This is a genomic window from Streptomyces sp. NPDC056480, assembly GCF_042795405.1.
Classification (GTDB): Bacteria; Actinomycetota; Actinomycetes; order Streptomycetales; family Streptomycetaceae; genus Streptomyces.
This window is the reverse complement of the sequence record NZ_JBHTSA010000004.1, coordinates 1-19,803: the sequence shown is the minus strand read 5'-3', so window position 1 is coordinate 19,803 and position 19,803 is coordinate 1. Positions and strand designations below refer to the sequence as shown.

Sequence of the window (19,803 nt, the reverse complement as noted above, 5' to 3'; positions counted from 1 at the left end):
TCACTGTCCCCTCGCATGGGGCTCCCCACCCGGGCCGCGCGTCCGCACCGTCGCCCGCAAAGGCCGCCCGCTCGGGCGGTAGGGAGCCTTGGCTCCCGGGCATGACATTTCGCCCTATAAGATGGAATTCTAGCTTCTGCTGGCGGTAAGTTCTCTGGAAGTGACCTATGGCCTCCGATCCGGCTCGTCCGCGACGGGCTGCCTCTCGCGCCTCCGACGGCGAACGTCAAGAACGCCCTGCCGCACGACGGCGGTCGACATCGAGCCGCGCGAAGACCGCGAAGGCCGTGGACGCGGCCTCGGCGATGGGTTCGGCCGCCGCCCAACTCGCAAAGTTGCTCGGCAGACCGCCGGAGTCCGTCTCCTCACTCAAACCCACGGAGTCGGGGTGGGAGGCGCAAGTTGAGGTCGTTGAACTCGAGCGCATCCCAGACACGACAAGCGTGTTGGGCAGTTACAAGGTCGCACTGGATGAGGAAGGCGCGTTGATCTCCTTCGAGCGGACGCGTCGCTACAACCGCGGAATGATCGATCGGCCGATCTGATACCGGTTGGCCGTGAAGGGAGGCGCCATGACCATGGTGCCGCAGAGCGGCGGCCCCGTCAGCCGGGGCGGCGGCACGGGCAGTCTCTACGACGTCCTGGAGTTGATACTCGACCGCGGTCTGGTGATCGACGTCTTTGTCCGCGTCTCACTGGTGGGGATCGAGATCATCAAGATCGACGCCCGGATCGTGGTGGCCAGCGTTGACACGTACCTGCGCTTCGCCGAAGCCTGCAACCGGCTCGACCTCGAAGCGGGCCGGAAGGCTCCGGCCCAGCTCCCCGAGGTGGTTGGAAACATGGTGGAGGGCGGCGCTCATGGCAAGTCCAAAGGCGCGCTCAGCGGGGCAGTCGACGCGGTCACCGAGACCCTGACCGGCAAGTCGCGTAGCGACGAGGAGCCGGAAGAGGAGGAAGCGGAGGAGGAACCCGCTCCCAGGCGGCGGCCGGCCCGACGAGCGGCACGCCGAGAGAAGGAGTGACCGATGGCCCTGTACGTCTACGCGATCACCGGGCAGAGCCACCCGCTCGACCTGGAGGGACTCTCCGGCGTCGGCTCCGAGCATTCCCTGGTACGCGCTGTCGTCTCCGGATCACTGTCCGCCGTGGTCAGCGACATCTCCGAAGAGATTCGGCCCAAGCGCCGCGACCTGTTGGCGCACCAAGAGGTGCAGGAACGTCTCATGCGGGACGGCACGGTTCTTCCCCTGCAGTTCGGGTACACCGCCACCGACGACTTGTCGGTGGAAGAAGTGCTCCGAAAGGACTCGGACGCCTTCCTCGCGACCCTCGAACGGCTAGCCGGATGCGCCGAGTACCACCTGAGGGCATCCCAGAACGAGGAACAGCTACTGAGGGACATCCTGCTGGATACCCCCGAAGCCCGAGAGCTCAACGAGCGCATCCTGGCCGGGGATCAAGACCCCCAGCTGCCGATGGCCTTGGGCCAGCTGGTCGCGGCAGAGGTGGAGAGGAGGCAGGACGCCCTTGCGGCGGGGCTTGCCGAGGCGCTCCTCCCGTTCGCCCGCGAACACAGCGTGCGGCCGGCCTCCGGGAGCGACTTCCTCAACCTCTCGCTGCTCATCCCCCGTGATCGCATCGAGGACTTCCTGACGGCTGAGTCGAACCTCGCCCGCGAGATCGACGGCGGGGTCGAGTGCCGACTGAATGGCCCGCTGCCACCGTACAGCTTCGTACAGTGACCGCTCTGTGGCCGCAAGTGACGCAAGAACGAAGCTGAAAGGAGAGCGACGGGATGGGATTGTTCACGCAGCTGCTCACCTTCCCCCTCGCCCCAGTGCGTGGCGTCGTCTGGGTCGCCGAGCGCGTAACGGAGAAGGCGGAGCAGGAGTACTACGACCCCGCTCCCATCTGGCGCGAGCTCGCCGAGCTCGAGAGCCGGCTGGTTCTGGGCGAAATCGATCAGTCGACCTTCGACCAGCGAGAGGACGAGCTGCTCGACCGGCTGACGGAGATCACCGCCTACAGGCAGCGGATGCCATGACACGGAATCGAGGACGGTGTGTCTGAGCCCCTGCCCGACCGATTCGGGTCCGTTCCCTCCCGCGCGGCTCCCATGCCGTACGGGCCGCCGAGTTCATCCGCCAATCTCGCGGACATCCTCGAGCGTGTCCTCGACAAGGGGATCGTGATCGCTGGGGACATCCGCATCAACCTGCTGGACATCGAACTGCTGACGATCAAACTACGGATCCTGGTCGCGTCCGTGGACAAGGCGAAGGAGATGGGCATCGACTGGTGGGAGCACGACCCGTCGCTCTCATCGAAGCACACGGGCGGCCCCTTGGCCGAGGAGAACCGACGGCTGCGTGCCGAGCTGGACGCGCTGCGGCGCGACTCGCTCGATACCGGACGTGCGCCGCGCGACCCCGCCGAATTCTGGGCCCCAGACGCGGGCAGTGAGGCCCTGGAGGAGGCAGGCGCGGAGGAAGACACAGGCCCGGAATCCGCGGACAGGCCAAGGCCCCGCCGCCGAGCACCACGGAAGCGTGAGCCATGAACGACGACGACGGCCTCACGTACGTCTACGCCGTGGCTCGGGACTCGGCGGCGCTACGCGAGTTCCTGTCCAGTCTCCGCGGCATCTCCGGCGCGCCTGTGTTTCTCGTCGGCGAGGACGAAGCTGGCGCACACAGAGGCGCGGTTCCGAACGCCCCTGACACCCTCGCGTTCGTCGCGGGCCGCGTGTCACGGCAGGAGTTCGACGAATCGACGCTGAAGCGGCGGTTCGAGGACTTGGAGTGGCTGGAGGGCATCGCCCGCGCGCATCATGAGGTAGTCCAGACCGTCGCCACCCGCGACACCGTCCTGCCGCTGCGTATGGCGACCGTGTACCAGAGCGACGACCGCGCGCGCCAAGCCCTCGCCGCCCAGCGGGACGTCTTCGTCGAGAGGCTCTCTCTGCTGCATGGCCGGAGCGAGTTGGGGGTCAAGCTGTACGTCATGCCCGGCCCACCCTCGGCGATCGGCGGGGAGCCCTCAGGCGCCGCCGACGCCGCGTCGCTCAGTCCCGGAAAGGCGTACCTCCGAAGCCGCCGGGCCCAGCACAGCGAACGAGAGACCCGCTATCAGCGGGCCGAGCGCGTCGCCGATCGTGTCGAGGACGTGGCTGCCGGATTCAGCAGGCACCGCGTGCGCCACCCCGCTCAGCGAGGCGAACTTGCGAGCGGCCCAGAGGAGAACGTCCTCAACGACGCCTACCTCGTCGCTGCCGACCAGGCCGAGGCGTTCCGGAAGGCGCTCACCGATACCGTCGAGGACGCCGAGGGCGTACGCATCGAGGTCACCGGGCCGTGGGCCCCGTACTCCTTCGCCATGCCGCCACCACCGCGGCCGGAGGCCTCCCCCGCCCCCAGGCCCTCCATCGGCGGGAACGGGTGAGCGCCATGACCGTCTCGCGGCCGACCGAGGCCTTGCCCGGCCGCCAAGTCGCACTGGTCGACCTCCTCGACCGACTGCTCAGCGGGGGCGTGGTGCTCTCCGGCGATATCGTCTTGTCGATCGCCGACATCGACCTCGTTCGCATTTCGCTCCGGGCCCTGATCGTGTCCGTCGATTCCGAGTCGGACCCATTCACCACTGGGCAGGGGCCGGCGTGACCCACGAGAGCGCGGCGCGCGGCAGGCAGGACGCCTCCCGGCACTCCTCCCCGGCCAAGCGGGCGGAAGCCACCTCGCCGGCCCGGCCGGGAGTCCGCGCCCCTCTGCGCGGCGTCGGCGCCACACTGGGCGACGCCTTCCGCCTTGTCCAGGCACCGCCCTCCGGCGCCGACGCACCCCCACGCCCAGCACGTCGGATTCGCGCCGATCGCGAGTCGATGGAGGAGGACCTCCTCAAACTGGTCCTCACGCTGGTGGAGCTCCTGCGTCAGCTCATCGAGAAGCAGGCACTACGGCGCGTCGATGCCGGCGACCTCACCGACGACCAGGAGGAGGAGCTGGGCGCCACGCTGATGGCTCTCCACGACGCACTGTCAGAACTCTGCGCCGAGCACGGCTACACCCTCGACGACCTCAATCTCGATCTTGGACCGCTCGGGCCGTTGTTGCCGCGATCGGACTAGGAACTGCCTGGCGGGTCCTGCCCAGAGGCGCTCTTAGTCTCGCGTCGAGTATCGCCAGGTGCTCAGCCACCAGCCCGCGGGGCAGTCTGCGCGGGAGGTCACGTTCCAGGCCCGCCAGGGCCCGACCGTCCCGAACTTACGCGGCCCGCCGTTGGAACAGGTGATGGATACCCGGTGTTCTCCGCCAGTCCAAGGGTCTTCACACAGGCTGTACGCCCAAGTCGAGTAGTTGGAAGCCGAGCAGCCGGACGGAAACGCCGATGCCGACTGCGGAGCTGCAACGGCCAGAGCAGCCAGGGCTCCGAGCGTTCCCGCTAATGCGGTGATCCTTCGGTGCACGTCTTACCTCCTGGAGGTGCGAGATCCGCTGTCCGCACGGCTGACATGCGTAAAGCCCAAACCGTAGATGTGGAACACGGGATACAGCAGTGGCCTATCAGCCAAAGCGAGAGGGAGAGCGACATGGCGGACAAGCCTTACGTCTTCGGCCTCTGGGACAAGGTCCGGCACCGCTGTTTCTATGTCGCGGCCTGCCACCGATGCGACTGGGCCTACGGGCTCAACCAGGACATCGGATGGTCCATGGCGATGGCCATGACCGAAGCCCACGCCTACCTCAAACGGCGGACGGACAGGTGAAAGGTCACGTGCCGGGGCTATCGCTGCGTCCACCAGGTGAGGGCCGCTCCGCCGGCCGTGGTAAGCAGGCCGAGCAGCCATCCGGGGACACGCTGGACAGTCAGGTGCAGACCGCCGACACGCAGTTCGAGCTGCGGAACTTCGGATCGAGAAGACACAGCCGTCTCCCTAACTCGCTTGCGAATGTGGGCCGTTGGCGTTGTACCCGGCAGGCGCTACGGATCATAACTATCCGTGCCATCGCATCGATGGTGCCTGGCGGCACGCCAGGGGCGCACGCAGTGGCCTTCGGCAAACGCCCACCTGTCTGACCTGGGAACTTCGGAGAGTCGCGTCGTGGCTCTGCGCTGGCAGGGGCCGCCGCAAAAGCGGTACAGCCCCCGGTTGATGTACTCCGTCCGCCGCCCTCATGAAAGAACCGAACGACCGGAACGCGCGGCAGGCCCCTCGGAACGGAGAAGGAACTGACAGTTTGACGACTCCGTGCGCCACCAGCCCGGGCGGCGACGACGCCACCAATCGGGCAACGAAGGCTTTTCGTGTAGCACAGCGATGACGACAAGTTCTGGAAGAGCGGGTACATGCCGCGCCCACCGCGGCGCCCCGAACCGCCATAACCGTCAGTCGGCCGCGAAGCCGGGATCTGGATCCGGATCTCGGTGGTCAACGTCGTCTCAGTCTTCTACACGCCAACCAAAGGGATCACCATGACCCGCCGCATGCAGGCCAACATCGGCCGCACCAACAGCTAACACCTCGAAGACACGACCAGCTACCACCTCGAAGAGCAGGACGAGAGCCGCATGTGCCAGTACCACCCGCGCTGCCGCCCCGTCGAGAAAACGCCCGTGACCAACCTCGCCGAGAAGATCAACGCCATCCCTCGGATCACCGGCCACCCCCACCACTACATTGTTCGAAAGGCCGACGTCCTCGACCTCGTCCATGGCACCGTCACCGTCCCCCACACCGGCACCTACGTCGTCGCCGACGGCGTCGTGCGAAGGCGTCGGAGACGGACCCGTGGGCGTCGAACGACAGGAAGGCCGACGTCTACCGCCTCCGCGTCGAGAAACCGAAGCCGACGTTCTTCGAGGCTGGGAAAGATCTACTACTGCCAGATGGCCTGGAGCATCCGCGCCCAGCTGGCCGACGTCACCGAGCGGGCGGTCGTGAAGCAGGCGGAGACGAAGGGCAACGGCGGGCCGGTCGCGTTCATCAGGATCTACGCCGGCCCGGAAGACGTCGACCCCACCGTGAACGAGTGGATCACCCTCCGCCAGTACGACTGGGACAACGGCGGCTGGAAGGACTGGGCGTCCTCGTGACTGACGAGTGGGGCTACGCGGTAGGAGGCACGGCCTCCGAGCGCGAACGCCGCAACCACCGCCGTCGCTGCGTCGGCACCGTCGGGGCGACGTCGTCCTCGGACTTCAGCATGGTGCGTGCGGCCTCAATCAGGGCATCCGTGCCTTCATGCAGGCCTTGCTTGGCCCTTCTGCGTCTGCCCTCAGCGGAGCGCGTATTCAGGCAGTATCGCAACGCGATCCCGGTTTGGCGGGGGGTCCAGCCCATAGAGGAGCAAACGGCTTGAGACGCAACCTGATACGCGGCTTCTCGTGCTGCCAGGTCACCTGATTCGCTAGCCCTCCTTAGGTTGTTGAGCGCGTAAACAGCTTGACGAGCGAGTGCGGAAACATTCGATTCTTCGTTGGATGTCTGGCTATGGACAGCGTGGTACCTGTACGCACCTGGGCCCTCGGAAGCAGAAACTTGCACGATTTTATTGATAGAGAACATCAGATTCCTGGTGGCATGAACGACTGAGGTAGGAGCCACCAACTCCAGCTCCGCCTGCTTCAGGGATAGATCCTCTTGTACCTCGTCGAGCTGCATTCTCAGTGCGCCGTCGGCGGAGTCTTCCAGATAGTACTGACAGGCCAGGCGGTCCACCTTGCGGACACCTTGGATGTACTCGGCGATTTGGACCTGGCGTACGGTCCACAGGGCGGCCACTCGCTGGGCCTCAGCCGCGATCGCCGCCGCCTCTCTCGCCGCCGCCGCCTGGTCCCGGCCGCCGTTGGCCTGGATCTTCGCGCCTATCACGCTGCCAAGGAGGCCGCCGAGGATGGCGAGGGCGGCCACGAGCGCGGCGAAGATCTCGTTGTTCTCTTCGAAGTACTGCCACAGTCCGCTCACCGGCACATCATGCCGAACTTGCGCGGGCCTCGGCTGGGTTGCGCCGCCACGGCCAACGGCGCCGCTGTAGCGACGTCGGGGCGACGTCACCCTCGGAAGGACGACGCTCCGACACCATCGCACAGACGAGGGGATCGGGCGGACCCGGGGCGGCCTCACCTGCAAGGTCCGCCTTGCAGCGGAAGGCGGTTGCCGCCCTCTTGCCCTGCTGGTGACACCGAGGCAGTGGGGCGACGCCCCATGCATGATCGATGTCCTCGAACGAATCCGGGTACCCCGCCCGAACGGCGGGCGCCCTCGGACCCGCCCAGACCGCGCCAGCGGCAACGAGGCGCATAACTCCCGCCGCAACCACCGTTACCTGTGAAGACGACACATCAAGCACACAATCCCCGAGCCGAAGGACAGCGGGCCAACCGCAGACGCCGTGGCAACGAGTGCGGCCGACCCGCCGACTTCGAAAGGAGCAGTACAAGCGGCGCAACGAAGTCGAACGGACCATCAACCGGATCAAACCTTCCGAGCTGTGGCAACTCGTTACGGCAAACGGCTTACGTGTTCCACGGCACCGTGACCGTTGCCGCGATCCGGCTCTGGCTTCGGACGTGATTCACGGGCCAGAACCGACTGCTACTCGACGGTGATGTCCTCGTAGGTGATCGTGACCTGCTCCGTCGCGGGCCCGGACTCGGAGGATCCCAGCGACGGCCCCTCCCAACGCGACGCCCAGGCGTTGCTGAGGTGAATGCGGCGGATGGTCTGCAGCTTCGCATCCTTCGATGCAATGGTGATGTTCTGGCGGGCGGCGTCGAGGTCGGCGTTGACCAGGGTGGCCTTGATCCAGTCGGTGAACGCGGTGCTCTTGTCCAAGCCGCGGGTGATCGTGATCTCGCCGGTCTTGCGCGCTCCCGGCTGCTTGCGAACGAGCAGTTCACCGGTCGCTGAGACATGCCGGGCCTCCACCACGTCCTGCTCCAGCTGAAGTCCCGAGACGCTCTGGACAGTCTCGACCTGGAACTTGCCCAACTCGATGGCAAAGGTGCTGCTGCTGAAGCTGTCACTGGTCAACACGATGTATGCCTCCTACTGCTCATAGCTGAATGGCCGGCGGTCATTCCCTCCGGCCCGCCTGCGTGTGCCCTAACGCCAGGAACGCGACTAGGTCACATGATCCGCCGGGCAGCTCCTAGGCACAGTCCGGCAGATGGTCCTGCCCGGAGGCGCCGTCAACCCGGACAAGCTCCGGCAGGACGAGAAGGTGGCCGCGTTTGTACGAGGCAGGAAGCCGACGTCCTGGCCCAGCCCACGCAACACCGGCGCCAGGTCTCGGACGGGGAGACCGTCACGGACAAGGGACGGTCACCAGAGTCCAGTGGTTGACCGAGGGAGGGGAGCCACGAAACATGATTGCCCGCACACCAGGCAGGCGCGAGGGTCTGCCCGCCTCATAACACACGACTGCGCGAAGGCGCACGGCATGAACACACTCGAACGGCCAGGCCACGCTCAGTCGGAGGCGCCGGCACTGGAAGCCCATGAGAGGTACCACCAGGCAGGTGAGCTGGCGTTCACGCCACCGGGCCACAAGCAGGCTTGCGGGGCCGACCCCACAGTTCGCCGTGTGGTGGCGACCGATGTTCCGCGGCGACGTGTTGGCCTGACTGCGGCGGAGGCCCGGGACGCGGCCGGCACTAAGTAGACGCCGCGCCGACGTCGGGACGTCAGTCGAGGATGCCGAGTTCGGAGTCGGGACGGCAGATCTCGCACGCCCGTATCCCGCCGTCGGTCAGCGCCTGGCGGGCGTCGTCGCGGCTGAGCGGTCTGCGGTGTGGTGCGGCCAGATGGAAGTCGCCGATGCGCCGCCGCCTCGGTGATCGAATCGCTACTTTCCGTCATGAAAGACTCGGAGCCGGTCGGCAGGGTGCCGGCCAGTAGGGAGACAGGCATGCCCGACAAGAAGGAACCGACCGAGATGCCCGGCCTGACCGTGATTCCGGAAGACGACGTCAAGCCCGAGGACATCGGCGTGCTGAGCGTGCGCTACGTGGACGGCGCCGCCCAGCTCGTCGTCACCGGCGGGACCGCGCTTCCGACTCACATCCCGGTGGTCGACGCCCAGGGCGCCGTCGTGGCGGCCTACCTCCAGGGGCAGATCGCCGCGAAGGGCAGTCGTGCAGGATTCGCGGACCGCGAGAGCCTCCTGTTGGACGCGGTCGCCACCGTCGGATCTGTCTCCATCGCATACAACGCGAACAGCAACGAGCACAACTACTACCGCTGATCCCTTCCGGGCACCGGACAGCGCGGGCGGCACAGACCCACCGACAGGAGGGCCCCCGGACCTGAACCCGGGTCCGGGGGCCCTCCCGCGTGGCGCCGGTCGTCGGCAGTGAGGGGAGAGCCCTTGCCCTGGGGCGCTCGTTGAGCACGGCATGAAGAAGAAGGTCCCGGCGGCCGTGGTGCACCCGGAGCAGATCGAGGGCGAGACGAGAGCAGTCGACGTCGTTGCCGCGTACGTGCGCGGCGACGTCGAGCAGATCCCCTGAACAGCGGATCGCGTGGTTCGCCGTGGTCCACTGCGTCCAGGGCATCCCGAAGAGCCTCGCGAACGACCCGGGGCACGGTGATCGAGGATGGCGATCTCCTGGCCGTCTGCGCGATCATCGACAGCGCCATCGGCGCCGCCCGGCCCATGGAGTGACGGTTCGGCCGCGTGGCTCCGGCAGCAGTGGCCTCCGGGAACGGCCACAACAGCGGGCGGGAGCTCGCGCTTCGGGCCGGGGTCGTGCGCTTGGTGGTGGGGGGTCAGTACCTCAGGGGGAGGGTGGCGAGTGTGACCTTGTCGCCGTAGTTGTAGCTGTTGAAGCTGCCGTTGTACATGGCGACCCTGACCTCGACGCCTTCGCCGCTCCGGCTGTCTCGGACGAGAATGGGGAAGTGGCCGCCGCCATCGGCGCTGAACGTGAAGCTCTCGGGTGCCAGCCTCCGCTGACCGAGCTGTGCTCGAACTTGACGTACTCGGTCAAGGCGGAGCCCGCCGAGGCGCTCACAGGCCCCTGCGTCAGGGGGTGGCGCCAGTCCAGAAGGCCGAGTTCGGAGTCGGGCCGGCAGATCTCGCACGCCCGGATCCCGCCGTCGGTCAGCGCCCGACAGGCCTCCTCGCGGCTGAGCGGTCTGCGGTGTGGTGCGGCCAGGTGGCAGTCGCCGATGTGGATGCTGTCCGCGACCGGCCGCCCGCCCTCACGTAGGAAGGACAGGACCCACCCGGGGCCCTCCGGGAGCTGCCGCAGGGGGCGCAGTGCGGCCTCGCGGGTCTCGACCTCGGCTATCCGGTGCCGGACCCGTTCCAGGGACAGCACGAGCCAGTGCTCCAGGGTCCTCAGTCGTGGAAGGTCTGGCGGCAGCTCGGACATCAGGCACCTGGGCGCTTCTGCTGCTCGGCCATCTCTCGCTGATGTTGCTGGCACAAGGGGTTGCCGCCGAACCCGTACCGGTGGCAGGGGGCCTGGCAGCGGGCGCAGTGGCCCAGGAGCGGGGGCGGGCATTGCTGGGGTGGGAGGTTGACCGGTGCGGCGGGGGTGGTCATGGCGGTTCCTCGAGGTCGGGCCGGGCGCCGGGGTCAGGGTAGGACTCGCGTTCTGCCGGGACCGGTGTGCCACACGTGGCACCCTTATTCGAACACGTGCTCCAATCGAGAGTATGAGGCACCACCCCTTCCCCGACGACCTCGTCACCGCCCAGGAGGCATGGACCCGCACCTACGAGGAACTCGCCCGCCCCAGCCCCGCAGGTGTCACGGACCTGCGGCGACGCCTGATCCGGCTCTCCGTCCGGGTCTACTTCCACCCGTTCTGGAGCCTGCAGGCACACCCGTCCGCGAGTCGGGGCGACCTCCTGCACCGTGTCCGCGCGGGACAGCCCGACCGCGAGGAGACGGCGGCATGAGCACGGACCAGGACCACGTGATCTGGCACGTGCGGTGCCGTCCCGACACCACCTCGGACGGCCACCGCCGCGTCCTGGACCTCCTCGGCGACTTCACCCCCGTCGTCCAGCCGCTCCCGCCCCTGGCCGCGCTCGCGCAGCTCCGCGGCGCTGGTCGGCTGTTCCAGGCCGCGCCCGGCCGGCTGGCGGCCCGGTTCCGGATCCAGGCGCTCGCGAAGTACGGCGTTGACACCCACATCGGCATCGCCGACACCTGGGCCACCGCCGCGACCGCCACCGCGCACCCCGGAACCTCCGGAATCCTGCACCTGCCGGGCCACCGAGCCGTCGAACAGTTCCTCGCGCCCCTGCCCGTCCGCGCCCTGCACGGCATCGGCCCGGCCCAGGCCGCCCGGCTCGAGGCCTTCGGACTGCACACCATCGGCGCGCTCGCCGCGATGAACGAGACCATCGTCTGCCGCGTCCTGGGCGGCAAAGCCGGACGCACCCTGCGCGACCGCGCCCGCGGAATCGACCCCCGCACGGTCACCCCGCGCCGCATGCCCGAGTCCACCAGCGCCTACGACCGCGACGTCTACGACCACGTCCTCGTGCGGGCAGCGCTACGAACCGATGGAGTGGTCACATGATCGGCCGGACAGCTCCTGGCCGTGCTCGTCGTTCTGTTCCTCCTTGTGTACGCCATCGTGCTCGCGTTCTGAACCACGGGAGCAGAGGGCCCAGATTCGTGCGGCGCGTCAGGCCGCCCCGACGGACCGAACCCCGCCGATCGTCTCGAACTCACTGGTCCCCGCCGTTTTCGTCCTTGCCCTTCTCACCCTTCGCCTCCTGGTCCCCAGCTGGGGAGTCCTGCGGGATCGCCGCGACCGCCACGCTCGCAGGGGGGTGGGCGCGCAGGTAGCCGACGACGGTGTTGCCCACGGCAACGAGCGGGACCGCCACGACGGCTCCCCCGATACCAGCAACCGTGCCTCCCGTGGCAACGGCCAACACGACAGCCAACGGGTGCACCCGGACAGCCCGGCCCAGGATGAACGGCTGCAGCACGTGCCCTTCGATCTGTTGCACCACGAGGACGACCATCAACGCCATCAGCGCGGTGAAGACGCCCTCGGTGACGAGTGCGACGACAACGGCGAGTGCTCCCGAGACGACGGCTCCGACCAGGGGGACAAAGGAGGACACGAAGATCACCACGCCGATGGGGACGGCGAGTGGCACCCCGAGGAAGTGGATGCCCACAGCGATGAAGACCGCGTCGATCATGGCGACGATCATGGTGCCGCGGATGTAGGCAGTGAGGGTCCGCCAGGCACGCGGGCCGGCGCCGGCGACTCCGGGGCGTGCCGCCGCGGGAACGAGCTTGAGCGTCCACATCCAGACGCGCCTGCCGTCGTACAGCAGGAACAGCGTGGCGAACATGGCCAGCAGCAGCCCAGTGATGACCTCCACCAGGACGGTCACGCCCTGAAGTCCTGCGGACGTGATCTCACTCGTGCTGCTGCCGATGGTGTCGCTCAGGTTGTCAGCGATGTCGTTGATCTGCTTCTCCGTGACGTGGAGCGGGCTGTCGAGCAGCCATTGCTTGAGCTCGTCGATCCCCTCCTGGACGCGTTCGGAGAGGTTGTCGAGGTTGTCGAGCACCTGCCAGACGACGAACCACCCCACCAGACCGAGCAGCACGAATCCGCAGGTCGCGGTCACCACCGTTGCGGCGCCACGGGAGAGTCCGCTTCGGTGCAGCCGGGCTACCGTCGGCTGGAGCAGTGCCGTGACCAGAAGCGCGACCACGAATGCGAGGACGACCAGCCGTACTGCCCCAATGACGCGCATCAGAACCCAGAGGGTCGCGGCCAGTACTAGAAAGCGCCACCCCGCCTCCGCAGCCACCCGGATTGCCCAGGGCACTGCAGCTGCGGGACCCCGTTCTCCGGGGTTGTCACCGGGCCGCAGTTCCGGAGGAAGCGAGTCCTCCCCCGCTCCTTCGTCTTCTGCCTCCCGTTGGGCCTGGAGCCGAGCCCGACGCTCGCTGAGGCCCGCGGCGCTGCTCTTCGCCCGCCCGAGCCATCCGGGCAGGCGAGGCGGTCGAGGTTGGTCCACTGCGGAGAACCTCCGAGTCGTACGCGTAGGAAATCTCTTCCTAGGCTCGCGCGTGTCCGGCCCCACGGCACCCCGACGCGTGACCCGGCACACCGAAGCAGCACAGCCCCTTGTCCTGGGTCCTGTCCGGAAAGTCATGGAAGCCAGAGTCGGAGGCAGGCGAGGGCGGCCATGGCTTGGTAGTGGGCGGCTCGTTTGTCGTAGCGCGTGGCCAGGGCTCGGTTCTGCTTGAGTCGACCGAAGCACCGCTCGACGATGTTCGGCCGCCGGTAGGTGGTCCTGCCGAGGCGGGACGTGCCCGAGAGGGTAAGGCCCGTGGGATCGCGTCTACGACCTCTTCTGGCGTTGGCAGCGGAACGGCACCTGGGCTCGGCACCCGGCTCCAGGCTGAGGCGGACGCGAAGGGCCTGATCACCTGGGACGTCAACGTCGACTCGACGGTCTGCCGGACCCATCAGCACGCCGTAGGGGCGGCGAAAAGGGGATCTGCAGAAGGAGCCGCCGGGCGGGATTGCCTTCGAGTCAGCCGACCACGGGCTCGGACGATCGTGCGGCGGCCTGACCAGCAAGATCCACCTCGCTGTCGAGCAGGGACATAAGCTGCTGCCCGTTGTAATCACGGCCGGCCAGCGAAGCGGTTCCCCGCAGTTCTGGCCGGTCCTGGAAGCGATCCGAGTTCCCGGATCGGTTTGGGGCCGCCGCGCAAGCGACCGGACGGAGTCCGGGCCGACAAGGCGTACGACTCCCGCAAGAACCGTGCCTATCTGCGCAGACGCGCTATCTAGGCGACGATCTCGGCCCCGGCAGGCCGGGTCCGCAACCGGCAGAAGCGCGATTCCCTCGGCGGTCGGCCGCCGAGGTTCGACAAGGCCGACTCCAAGCAGCGGCAGGCGGTCGAGTGCGGCATCAATCGGCTCAAGAGGAACCGCGCGGTCGCCATCCGCCACGAAGCAACCGTGCTGGTCGCGGTCCTCAACGAGTGGCTGTGAAGCACTTCGGACTGGTGCCGGTAGCAGCGGCTCTCTGGCTAGCCTCGGGTGCCGTCCCCGCGCAGCGCAGCACGGATCGGAGCAACGTCCGCAGCGGGGATGGCGAGGCCCCTGTAGCGGTCAGCGGCCTGCAGAGACAGCAGACGGAACATGCCCTTGTCGACTGCCCCACTTCCCGGCCGGCCCCATGAACATGGATCGGAGCAACTGCCGCCCCCTGCTCATCGAGACCGGCCTCGCACGCGAGGCGATGGAAGGCGACCGACCCGGCCAAGTCCTCCGCGTTTCGGCGGGACACTTACGGGTGCCGGAGAGGATCGCGGCGCCGCCACCGAAGTCATCGATGAGGAACTGGCCGCCCGTCACAGCGGCACCTGACCGCTCACACGTCACCGTGGGCCCCGGAGCGCCGACACGGGCAGGTCTGCCGGTCGGGCAACTGGCGCGTCGGCGCGCACACTGGCAGAGCCTGGAGTTGAGCGGCGCCCGCCTTGGCTCCGTTGACTCCTGGCCGGACCTCGCCTCGCCCGATGGCCTCAGGGGCGCTGATCGGAGGAGGAGCGACTTCAGCTCCCGGGGCCCGCGATGGGTCGTCCGCGTGGAGCACGGTGCCGGTCATCCTGCCACCGCCATTCGGTGATCTCCGCGGGGTCCACGCCGGTGTGGCGCAGTTCGCGCCGGAGTTCGTCGCGGTGGCGCGCGTACTGCTCGGCGAGCCGCCGTGTCCGGCTCACGGGCCGGTCGAGATGCCGAAGAAGCGTCATGGCGAGGTCGTGTCGGGTGGTCCCGTTAAGAGCAAGGAGATCGTACGGGGTGGTGGTCGTGCCTTCCTCGACGTAGCCGCGGACGTGGAAGCGGTCGGGGCGGGGACGGCCGTGCAGGAGCTGGTGCACCGCCGAGGGGTAGCCGTGGAAGTCGAGGACGACGGGTGTGTCCTCGCCGAACAGGTCGTGGAAACGATCCGGGGACATCCCGTGGGGGTGGCGGTCCGGCAGGGCGAGGGCGCACAGATCGACGATGTTGACGAAGCGGAGCCGGGCGTCGGGCAGGTCGCGGCGCAGCAGGTGGGCGGCGGCGAGCGATTCGACGGTGGGAATGCCTCCGGCGCATGCCAGGACGGCCTCGGCGGGCCTGTCGTCGGTGGTGCCGGCCCAGGTCCAGGTGGAGGCGCCCGCCTGGCAGTGCGCGCGGGCAGCGTCGAGGTCGAGCCACTGGGCGGCGTCGTGCTTGCCGGCGACGACGGCGTTGATCTTCCCGGTCTCGTCGAGAAGCCGTTCCATCGTGACCAACAGGGTGTTGGCGTCGGGGGGCAGGTAGACGCCGGTAACGGTGGACTTGCGGTCGAGCAGGTTGCTGATGAAGCCGGGGCCTTGGTGGCTGTAGCCGTTGTGCTCCTGGCGCCACCCCTCGCTGGTGAGGAGGTAGGTGAGGCTGCTGACCGGTTCTCGCCAGGGGACCTCCCGGGACATCTTCAGCCACTTCGCGTACTGGTTGGCCATGCTGTCGACGATCGAGGCGAAGGCCTCGTAGGTGGGGAAGAGGCCGTGCCGGCCGGAGAGCAGGTACCCCTGGAGCCATCCCTGGCAGTTGTGCTCGGACAGCGTCTCCATCACCCGGCCGTCTTGGGCCAGATCCTCGGCGTACTCCTCGACCGGCCAGACGTACGCGCGCCCGCTGGCCTTCAGGATCGCGTCGAGCTTGTTGGACGCGAGCTCGTCGGGAGAGACGATGCGAAAGTCACGGCGCCGGGCGGTCGCCTCCATCAGTTCGGTCAGCCAGCCGCCCAGGACGCGGGTGGGGCTTGCCGTGGTCGACCCCGGACCGTCGGCGAGCGCGATGGCGTGGGGGTCGAGGGGCGGGAGCGGGAGGGGGCGGCGCAGGCGTCCTCCGTTCGCGGCGGGCTGGGCGCCGATGAGGGCGTCCGCTTCCGGCAGTCCGGCGAGGACCTCCGGTGCGGGCCGCCCCTCTGCGTCGAACAGTTCCTCGGGGCGGTAGGACCGGAGCCAGGACTCCAGGGCCTTCATCTGCACGGGGTCCTCGCGCGCCTCGGGCAGCGGCACCTGGTGTGCGTGAAAGGTGCCCTCGATGGCAGTGCCGCCGACCTCGGCCGGTGCTCCCGCCCCCTTGAGGCTGCGCAGCACGATCATCGGCCATGCGGGCCGCACGGGAAGGTCATCGCCGGCCCGTGCCCGGCGCTGGAGCTCGCGGATGGTGTCGTGGGCGTCCAGCACGCCGGTGGTGAGGGCGGCTCCGGACGCCGGCCCGGTCTCGTCCACGATGCGCGGGTCCCAGCCGTAGCCCCTGAACAGGTCGGCGAGTTCGGCGTCGGTCATCGTGGCGAAGAGCGTCGGCGAGGAGATCTTGGAGCCGTTCAGGTGGAGCACGGGAAGGACCGCTCCGCAGGTCACCGGGTCGAGGAACTTGGTGGAGTGCCAGGCTCCCGCCGTTGGCCCCGTTTCCGCCTCCCCATCACCCACCACGCACGCCACGATCCGGTCGGGGGCGTCCAGCGCGGCCCCGACCGCCGTCGCGAGGGCGTAGCCGAGTTCTCCGCCCTCGTGCAGCGTGCCGGGTACCGACGGGGAGAGGTGGCTGGGGTAGCCGTCGGGGGCGCAATAGCGGCGCGCCAGCTCCCTCAGCCCCTCCCCCGTCCTGGCCAGCGTCGGGTCCTGACGCTCATGGGTGCCCTCCAGCCAGAGGTTGGCGTGGATGGCGGGTGCGCCGTGGCCTGGTCCGGTGACGAGCAGGACGTCGGCGCCGCGCTCCCGGATGAGGGCGTTGAGGGCCGAGTAGACCAGCGTGATGCCGGGACAAGAGCCCCAGTGGCCCAGGAGCCTCGGTTTGACGTGCTCGGGCCGCAGGGCTTCGGTCAGCAGCACGTTGTCCTGCAGGAAGATCAAGGCCGCAGCGATGTAGTCGGCCGCTCGTGTGTAGGAGCTGGGTCCTGCGGGCCGGGCTTGTGCGGACAAGGTCACGGCACCTCCGATGCACCGGGAAGAGGCTTCGTGGGTGCGGCTGCCCTGGATGGCACTTCTCAACCGCCAGAGCGGCGGAAGGGGTCCGTTCGATCATCGCCACCCCTCGGCGCTTCGTGCTCCGTACGCCCCGATGCCTCCACCGGCGAAGCGGCCAGACGCCGGTACGCCGACGAGTTCGGCGACATGGCAATCGCCTACCTCCTCACCCCCGACCGGCGCCGCAACGCCGCGACCTGAACCAACGCGCCGCCGTGGGGTCGCGCACCCGCGTCATGGCCACGTTGGCTTCACCTGACGCGCGCTTCCCCCAGCCACGTACCCGCCCGCAGCCTCAACCCCACCAACCCCTCCGCGAGTTGACGCATCCGCAGCCTGAGCGGCCGAGAACAATGCCGGCCGCCACGACGCGGTATCAGTCGGTTGCCGCCCCGGGGGCGTGGCCTGGCTCGGTGAGGAGTGCCAGCAGGTCGGTGACCTGGTAGCCGGCCTCGGCGGGATGCCGGAAGGGGGAGCCCTGAACGATGGTGTAGCTATTGCGGCGGCCGTCGTTCCCGCGGCTGCGCCTGAGGTACCCGGCTTCTTCGAGGTCGGTGACGATGCTCTGCACCGTCCGCTCGGTGACCCCGCAGATTGATGCGATGTCGCGAAGCCGCTTGCCGGGGTCGCGGGAGATCGTCAGCAGGACCCGAGCATGGCTGGTAAGGAAGGTCCAATCCGAGTGCTTAGCGACGTTTCCACCCATGGTTGCACCCTGCCCCGGATGGGGGACACCAGTCATCACACGAAGGGAATTTCGGGCAATTATTGACGCATTTCGCCCGCCAGGGGACACTGAAATGGAAGAGTTCGTTTCGCCCTGGAGGTTCTCATGCCTCTCTCCTCCGAAGCCATACTGCTTGAGTCTCCATGGCACACGAGGCAGGACAGCCGCGTCAGCGTCTCCGTCCAAGACGCTCCCGGCGGGCCCGTTGTGAGCATCACCGGAGAGCTCGACCTCACCAGCGCCACCCATCTGCGGGCCCTCCTGATGAAGACCGTAGAGGCATGCCCCCGCGGGTGGGGGATCACTCTGGACCTGTCCCGGGTCACCTTCTGCGACTGCACTGGACTGCACGTCCTGCTGTGCACACGCCGATTGGCCCTCAGCAACCGCCGCCCGCTGGTCATCAACGCCGCCAGCCCGCGGATGGACAGGCTGCTGGAGATCACCGGGACCGCACCGCTCTTCACTTCAGCGAGGTAGAGCGGCCTGTCCTGACATAGGGCTGGAGCATGCGATGAGCCGCGAACTCATCCAAGAGATCGAATCTCTCCTAGCCGACGCCGGCCATGGCCCCGCCAGCGGCGTGACCATGCACAAGCACGGTTCCACCGTCATCGTCAGCTGGAAGTCAGACCCCGCCAGTCGGCCCCCTGTGGCCTGCCCACAACGTATCGACGAGGTCACCTGCCTCCGCGTCGCCGTGGACATCGCCCTCACCACGCTCTTCCGCGCAGCGGGCCACGCTGCCGTCGCCCACCCTGACGGATTCATCCTCGTCTCCCAGCGACCTGTGCCTCACCCTCGGGCAGAGGGAGACCGGGAAGCGTGACAGCAGTCCCGCGCAGAGCCTCTGGCCTACAACGAACGGAGGTCGCGGCGCTGACGGTAGGCCGTGCGGAACGTGTCGAAATGACTGGCGGCATACTCGACAGTCTCCAGCGCCTTGGAGAGTGAGCGCCAGCGCCTCCAGGGTCGCGTCTCTAGCATCGCGGGTTCGGCTGTGAGCCGCGTCGGGGGCGGAGGTCCGCCTCGTCGTCGCCGCCGGTGAAGATGTGCGCCACTTCGTAGCTGCAGCTGTCCTGCTGGGACACGGTGGAGAGTCTCTGGCCCTCCTCGGGGACGATGTCAATCCGGAACGCAAGGCCGACCACTTCCTCGCTCTCACCAGCATTGCCTGCACCCTCATCTGCTACCGCAGGCTCACCAAATGAGATGGCGAGGCCCAGCGCCGTATGGAGAACTCGATTCCCCAGCTTTCGCGGGTGCGCGAGGAGGAGACCGGGGCACACGGTGTTCCGGAGGTAATAATCATGGTTCCCCTTCTTCTCGTCCTTCTGCTCTGCTTCTCTTCGGAGCCGGCTTCGCCCTGAAGATTCTCTGGTGGATCGCGATCGCCCTGCTCGTCATATGGCTGATCGGGTTCGTCGCCCGCCCCAAGTCCGGTAGTGGCCGGTGGTACCGGTGGTAGCGGGTCCGTTCGCCCGGTCCGCGCCAGGACCCCCTAAGGACGAAGCGAATGGGAGACCGGAAGCCGGGTAGGCGAAATTTCGGCAAGACGCAGCAATGAACAAGAAGCGGCAAGAAGAGCGTGCTGCGTGCGGCGTACGGAAATAAGAGACGGCAAGAGACCTTCCTTGCCTCTTTCCCTTACCGGAGGAGTTGTTTTCGCGTGACTGAGCATGCGTGGAGTTTCAGGTCGACCTCGGGCCACCTGGCCGGCGCCGATCTCACCGGCTACAAGGTGGAGGCGACCGACGGGAGCATCGGGAAGGTCGACAAGCACTCCGACGACGTCGGTGACGCCTACCTGGTCGTGGACACTGGTGTGTGGATCTTCGGGAAGGAGGTCCTCCTGCCGGCGAGCACGGTGACCAGGGTCGACCCGGAGGACAGGAAGATCTTCGTGGACCTGACCAAGGAACAGATCAAGGACTCCCCCGAGTTCCACCGCGAGAAGCACCTCGGCGACTCGGGGTACCGCGAGGAGCTCGGCACGTACTACGGCTTCCCGCCGTTCGGCGGCCGCCCGCTCTGATCCTCGGAGTGATGGCAGGGGTGTGGGCC

At 67.9% G+C, this 19,803-nt stretch carries 24 protein-coding genes and 3 pseudogenes; 18 read left to right on the top strand and 9 right to left on the bottom strand.

What is annotated here, in order from left to right:
• Positions 1 to 167: 167 nt before the first annotated feature.
• The 9 genes from ACFQ79_RS03355 (at position 168) to ACFQ79_RS03315 (ending at position 4,765) form a co-directional block, all read left to right on the top strand.
• On the top strand, positions 168 to 545 hold the full coding sequence (locus ACFQ79_RS03355; RefSeq protein ID WP_383579130.1) for a gas vesicle protein: 378 nt from the start codon (positions 168 to 170) through the stop codon (positions 543 to 545).
• A gap of 27 nt (positions 546 to 572) precedes the next feature.
• Positions 573 to 1,025, top strand: a complete 453-nt coding sequence (locus ACFQ79_RS03350; protein WP_383579129.1) for a gas vesicle structural protein GvpA — start codon at positions 573 to 575, stop codon at positions 1,023 to 1,025.
• Between the two features lie 3 nt (positions 1,026 to 1,028).
• Positions 1,029 to 1,745, top strand: coding sequence for a GvpL/GvpF family gas vesicle protein (locus tag ACFQ79_RS03345; protein ID WP_383579128.1), 717 nt, complete (start codon positions 1,029 to 1,031; stop codon positions 1,743 to 1,745).
• A 53-nt stretch (positions 1,746 to 1,798) separates the two neighbouring features.
• On the top strand, positions 1,799 to 2,047 hold the full coding sequence (locus ACFQ79_RS03340; RefSeq protein WP_383579127.1) for a gas vesicle protein GvpG: 249 nt from the start codon (positions 1,799 to 1,801) through the stop codon (positions 2,045 to 2,047).
• Between the two features lie 72 nt (positions 2,048 to 2,119).
• Positions 2,120 to 2,563, top strand: a complete 444-nt coding sequence (locus ACFQ79_RS03335; RefSeq protein WP_383579126.1) for a gas vesicle protein — start codon at positions 2,120 to 2,122, stop codon at positions 2,561 to 2,563.
• The gene (locus tag ACFQ79_RS03330) at positions 2,560 to 3,444 is read left to right on the top strand and encodes a GvpL/GvpF family gas vesicle protein (RefSeq protein WP_383579125.1); all 885 of its coding nucleotides are present in this window, start codon (positions 2,560 to 2,562) and stop codon (positions 3,442 to 3,444) included. The genes ACFQ79_RS03335 and ACFQ79_RS03330 overlap by 4 nt, the downstream gene beginning before the upstream one ends.
• A gap of 5 nt (positions 3,445 to 3,449) precedes the next feature.
• Positions 3,450 to 3,662 (top strand): gas vesicle protein, encoded by a 213-nt coding sequence (locus tag ACFQ79_RS03325; protein ID WP_383579124.1) that lies wholly within the window; start codon positions 3,450 to 3,452, stop codon positions 3,660 to 3,662.
• Between the two features lie 104 nt (positions 3,663 to 3,766).
• On the top strand, positions 3,767 to 4,126 hold the full coding sequence (locus tag ACFQ79_RS03320; RefSeq protein ID WP_383579251.1) for a gas vesicle protein K: 360 nt from the start codon (positions 3,767 to 3,769) through the stop codon (positions 4,124 to 4,126).
• Positions 4,127 to 4,588: 462 nt separating this feature from the next.
• Positions 4,589 to 4,765 carry a hypothetical protein gene (locus tag ACFQ79_RS03315; RefSeq protein ID WP_383579123.1) on the top strand — a complete coding sequence of 59 codons (177 nt, stop codon included), beginning with the start codon at positions 4,589 to 4,591 and terminating at the stop codon, positions 4,763 to 4,765.
• A gap of 674 nt (positions 4,766 to 5,439) precedes the next feature.
• On the opposite strand, the gene ACFQ79_RS03310 is transcribed toward ACFQ79_RS03315, so the two are convergent.
• Complete coding sequence (locus ACFQ79_RS03310) at positions 5,440 to 5,712, bottom strand: hypothetical protein (protein WP_383579122.1); 273 nt, start codon at positions 5,710 to 5,712, stop codon at positions 5,440 to 5,442.
• A gap of 174 nt (positions 5,713 to 5,886) precedes the next feature.
• Between ACFQ79_RS03310 and ACFQ79_RS03305 the strand changes: the two genes are divergently transcribed.
• Positions 5,887 to 6,093 (top strand): hypothetical protein, encoded by a 207-nt coding sequence (locus tag ACFQ79_RS03305; protein WP_383579121.1) that lies wholly within the window; start codon positions 5,887 to 5,889, stop codon positions 6,091 to 6,093.
• 13 nt (positions 6,094 to 6,106) lie between these two features.
• Here the strand turns inward: ACFQ79_RS03305 and ACFQ79_RS03300 are convergent, their stop codons facing one another.
• Positions 6,107 to 6,964 (bottom strand): hypothetical protein, encoded by an 858-nt coding sequence (locus ACFQ79_RS03300; protein ID WP_383579120.1) that lies wholly within the window; start codon positions 6,962 to 6,964, stop codon positions 6,107 to 6,109.
• A 91-nt stretch (positions 6,965 to 7,055) separates the two neighbouring features.
• On the opposite strand from ACFQ79_RS03300, the pseudogene ACFQ79_RS03295 reads away from it, so the two are divergent.
• A pseudogene (locus ACFQ79_RS03295) lies at positions 7,056 to 7,573 on the top strand (transposase); the annotation flags it as partial.
• 21 nt (positions 7,574 to 7,594) lie between these two features.
• On the opposite strand, the gene ACFQ79_RS03290 reads toward ACFQ79_RS03295, so the two are convergent.
• Together ACFQ79_RS03290 and ACFQ79_RS03285 are read right to left on the bottom strand one after the other, a co-directional pair.
• The gene (locus tag ACFQ79_RS03290; RefSeq protein ID WP_383579119.1) at positions 7,595 to 8,035 is read right to left on the bottom strand and encodes a phage tail protein; all 441 of its coding nucleotides are present in this window, start codon (positions 8,033 to 8,035) and stop codon (positions 7,595 to 7,597) included.
• A gap of 650 nt (positions 8,036 to 8,685) precedes the next feature.
• Entirely contained in the window at positions 8,686 to 8,805 is a 120-nt protein-coding gene (locus ACFQ79_RS03285) for a DUF6233 domain-containing protein (RefSeq protein WP_383579250.1), read from the bottom strand.
• Positions 8,806 to 8,909: 104 nt separating this feature from the next.
• On the opposite strand from ACFQ79_RS03285, the gene ACFQ79_RS03280 reads away from it, so the two are divergent.
• The gene (locus tag ACFQ79_RS03280; protein ID WP_383579118.1) at positions 8,910 to 9,245 is read left to right on the top strand and encodes a hypothetical protein; all 336 of its coding nucleotides are present in this window, start codon (positions 8,910 to 8,912) and stop codon (positions 9,243 to 9,245) included.
• A gap of 532 nt (positions 9,246 to 9,777) precedes the next feature.
• Here the strand turns inward: ACFQ79_RS03280 and ACFQ79_RS03275 are convergent.
• On the bottom strand, positions 9,778 to 10,377 hold the full coding sequence (locus ACFQ79_RS03275; RefSeq protein WP_383579117.1) for a DUF6233 domain-containing protein: 600 nt from the start codon (positions 10,375 to 10,377) through the stop codon (positions 9,778 to 9,780).
• A 286-nt stretch (positions 10,378 to 10,663) separates the two neighbouring features.
• Between ACFQ79_RS03275 and ACFQ79_RS03270 the strand changes: the two genes are divergently transcribed.
• Together ACFQ79_RS03270 and ACFQ79_RS03265 are read left to right on the top strand one after the other, a co-directional pair.
• Positions 10,664 to 10,909: a hypothetical protein gene (locus ACFQ79_RS03270; RefSeq protein WP_383579116.1), complete on the top strand. Its 246-nt coding sequence runs from the start codon at positions 10,664 to 10,666 to the stop codon at positions 10,907 to 10,909.
• On the top strand, positions 10,906 to 11,538 hold the full coding sequence (locus tag ACFQ79_RS03265) for a hypothetical protein (protein WP_383579115.1): 633 nt from the start codon (positions 10,906 to 10,908) through the stop codon (positions 11,536 to 11,538). Before ACFQ79_RS03270 ends, ACFQ79_RS03265 begins: the two co-directional genes overlap by 4 nt.
• Before the next feature lie 151 nt (positions 11,539 to 11,689).
• On the opposite strand, the gene ACFQ79_RS03260 is transcribed toward ACFQ79_RS03265, so the two are convergent.
• The 4 genes and pseudogenes from ACFQ79_RS03260 to ACFQ79_RS03245 all read right to left on the bottom strand — a co-directional run bounded on the left by ACFQ79_RS03260 (position 11,690) and on the right by ACFQ79_RS03245 (position 17,718).
• Positions 11,690 to 13,009 (bottom strand): AI-2E family transporter, encoded by a 1,320-nt coding sequence (locus ACFQ79_RS03260; protein WP_383579114.1) that lies wholly within the window; start codon positions 13,007 to 13,009, stop codon positions 11,690 to 11,692.
• A 134-nt stretch (positions 13,010 to 13,143) separates the two neighbouring features.
• Positions 13,144 to 13,299, bottom strand: a pseudogene (locus ACFQ79_RS03255) (transposase); the annotation flags it as partial.
• Between the two features lie 1,265 nt (positions 13,300 to 14,564).
• Positions 14,565 to 16,967, bottom strand: coding sequence for a phosphoketolase family protein (locus ACFQ79_RS03250; protein WP_383579113.1), 2,403 nt, complete (start codon positions 16,965 to 16,967; stop codon positions 14,565 to 14,567).
• Positions 16,968 to 17,388: 421 nt separating this feature from the next.
• A complete protein-coding gene (locus ACFQ79_RS03245) occupies positions 17,389 to 17,718 on the bottom strand; it encodes a helix-turn-helix transcriptional regulator (protein ID WP_383579112.1) in 330 nt (109 codons plus the stop codon).
• A gap of 126 nt (positions 17,719 to 17,844) precedes the next feature.
• Here ACFQ79_RS03245 and ACFQ79_RS03240 point away from each other — a divergent pair, with 126 nt between their 5' ends.
• The 4 genes and pseudogenes from ACFQ79_RS03240 (at position 17,845) to ACFQ79_RS03225 (ending at position 19,774) form a co-directional block, all read left to right on the top strand.
• Entirely contained in the window at positions 17,845 to 18,219 is a 375-nt protein-coding gene (locus ACFQ79_RS03240) for an STAS domain-containing protein (RefSeq protein ID WP_383579111.1), read from the top strand.
• A 34-nt stretch (positions 18,220 to 18,253) separates the two neighbouring features.
• Positions 18,254 to 18,568 (top strand): hypothetical protein, encoded by a 315-nt coding sequence (locus ACFQ79_RS03235; RefSeq protein ID WP_383579110.1) that lies wholly within the window; start codon positions 18,254 to 18,256, stop codon positions 18,566 to 18,568.
• Positions 18,569 to 19,049: 481 nt separating this feature from the next.
• Positions 19,050 to 19,207: pseudogene (locus tag ACFQ79_RS03230) on the top strand (hydrophobic protein).
• Positions 19,208 to 19,408: 201 nt separating this feature from the next.
• Positions 19,409 to 19,774, top strand: a complete 366-nt coding sequence (locus ACFQ79_RS03225; RefSeq protein WP_383579109.1) for a PRC-barrel domain-containing protein — start codon at positions 19,409 to 19,411, stop codon at positions 19,772 to 19,774.
• Positions 19,775 to 19,803: the final 29 nt, after the last annotated feature.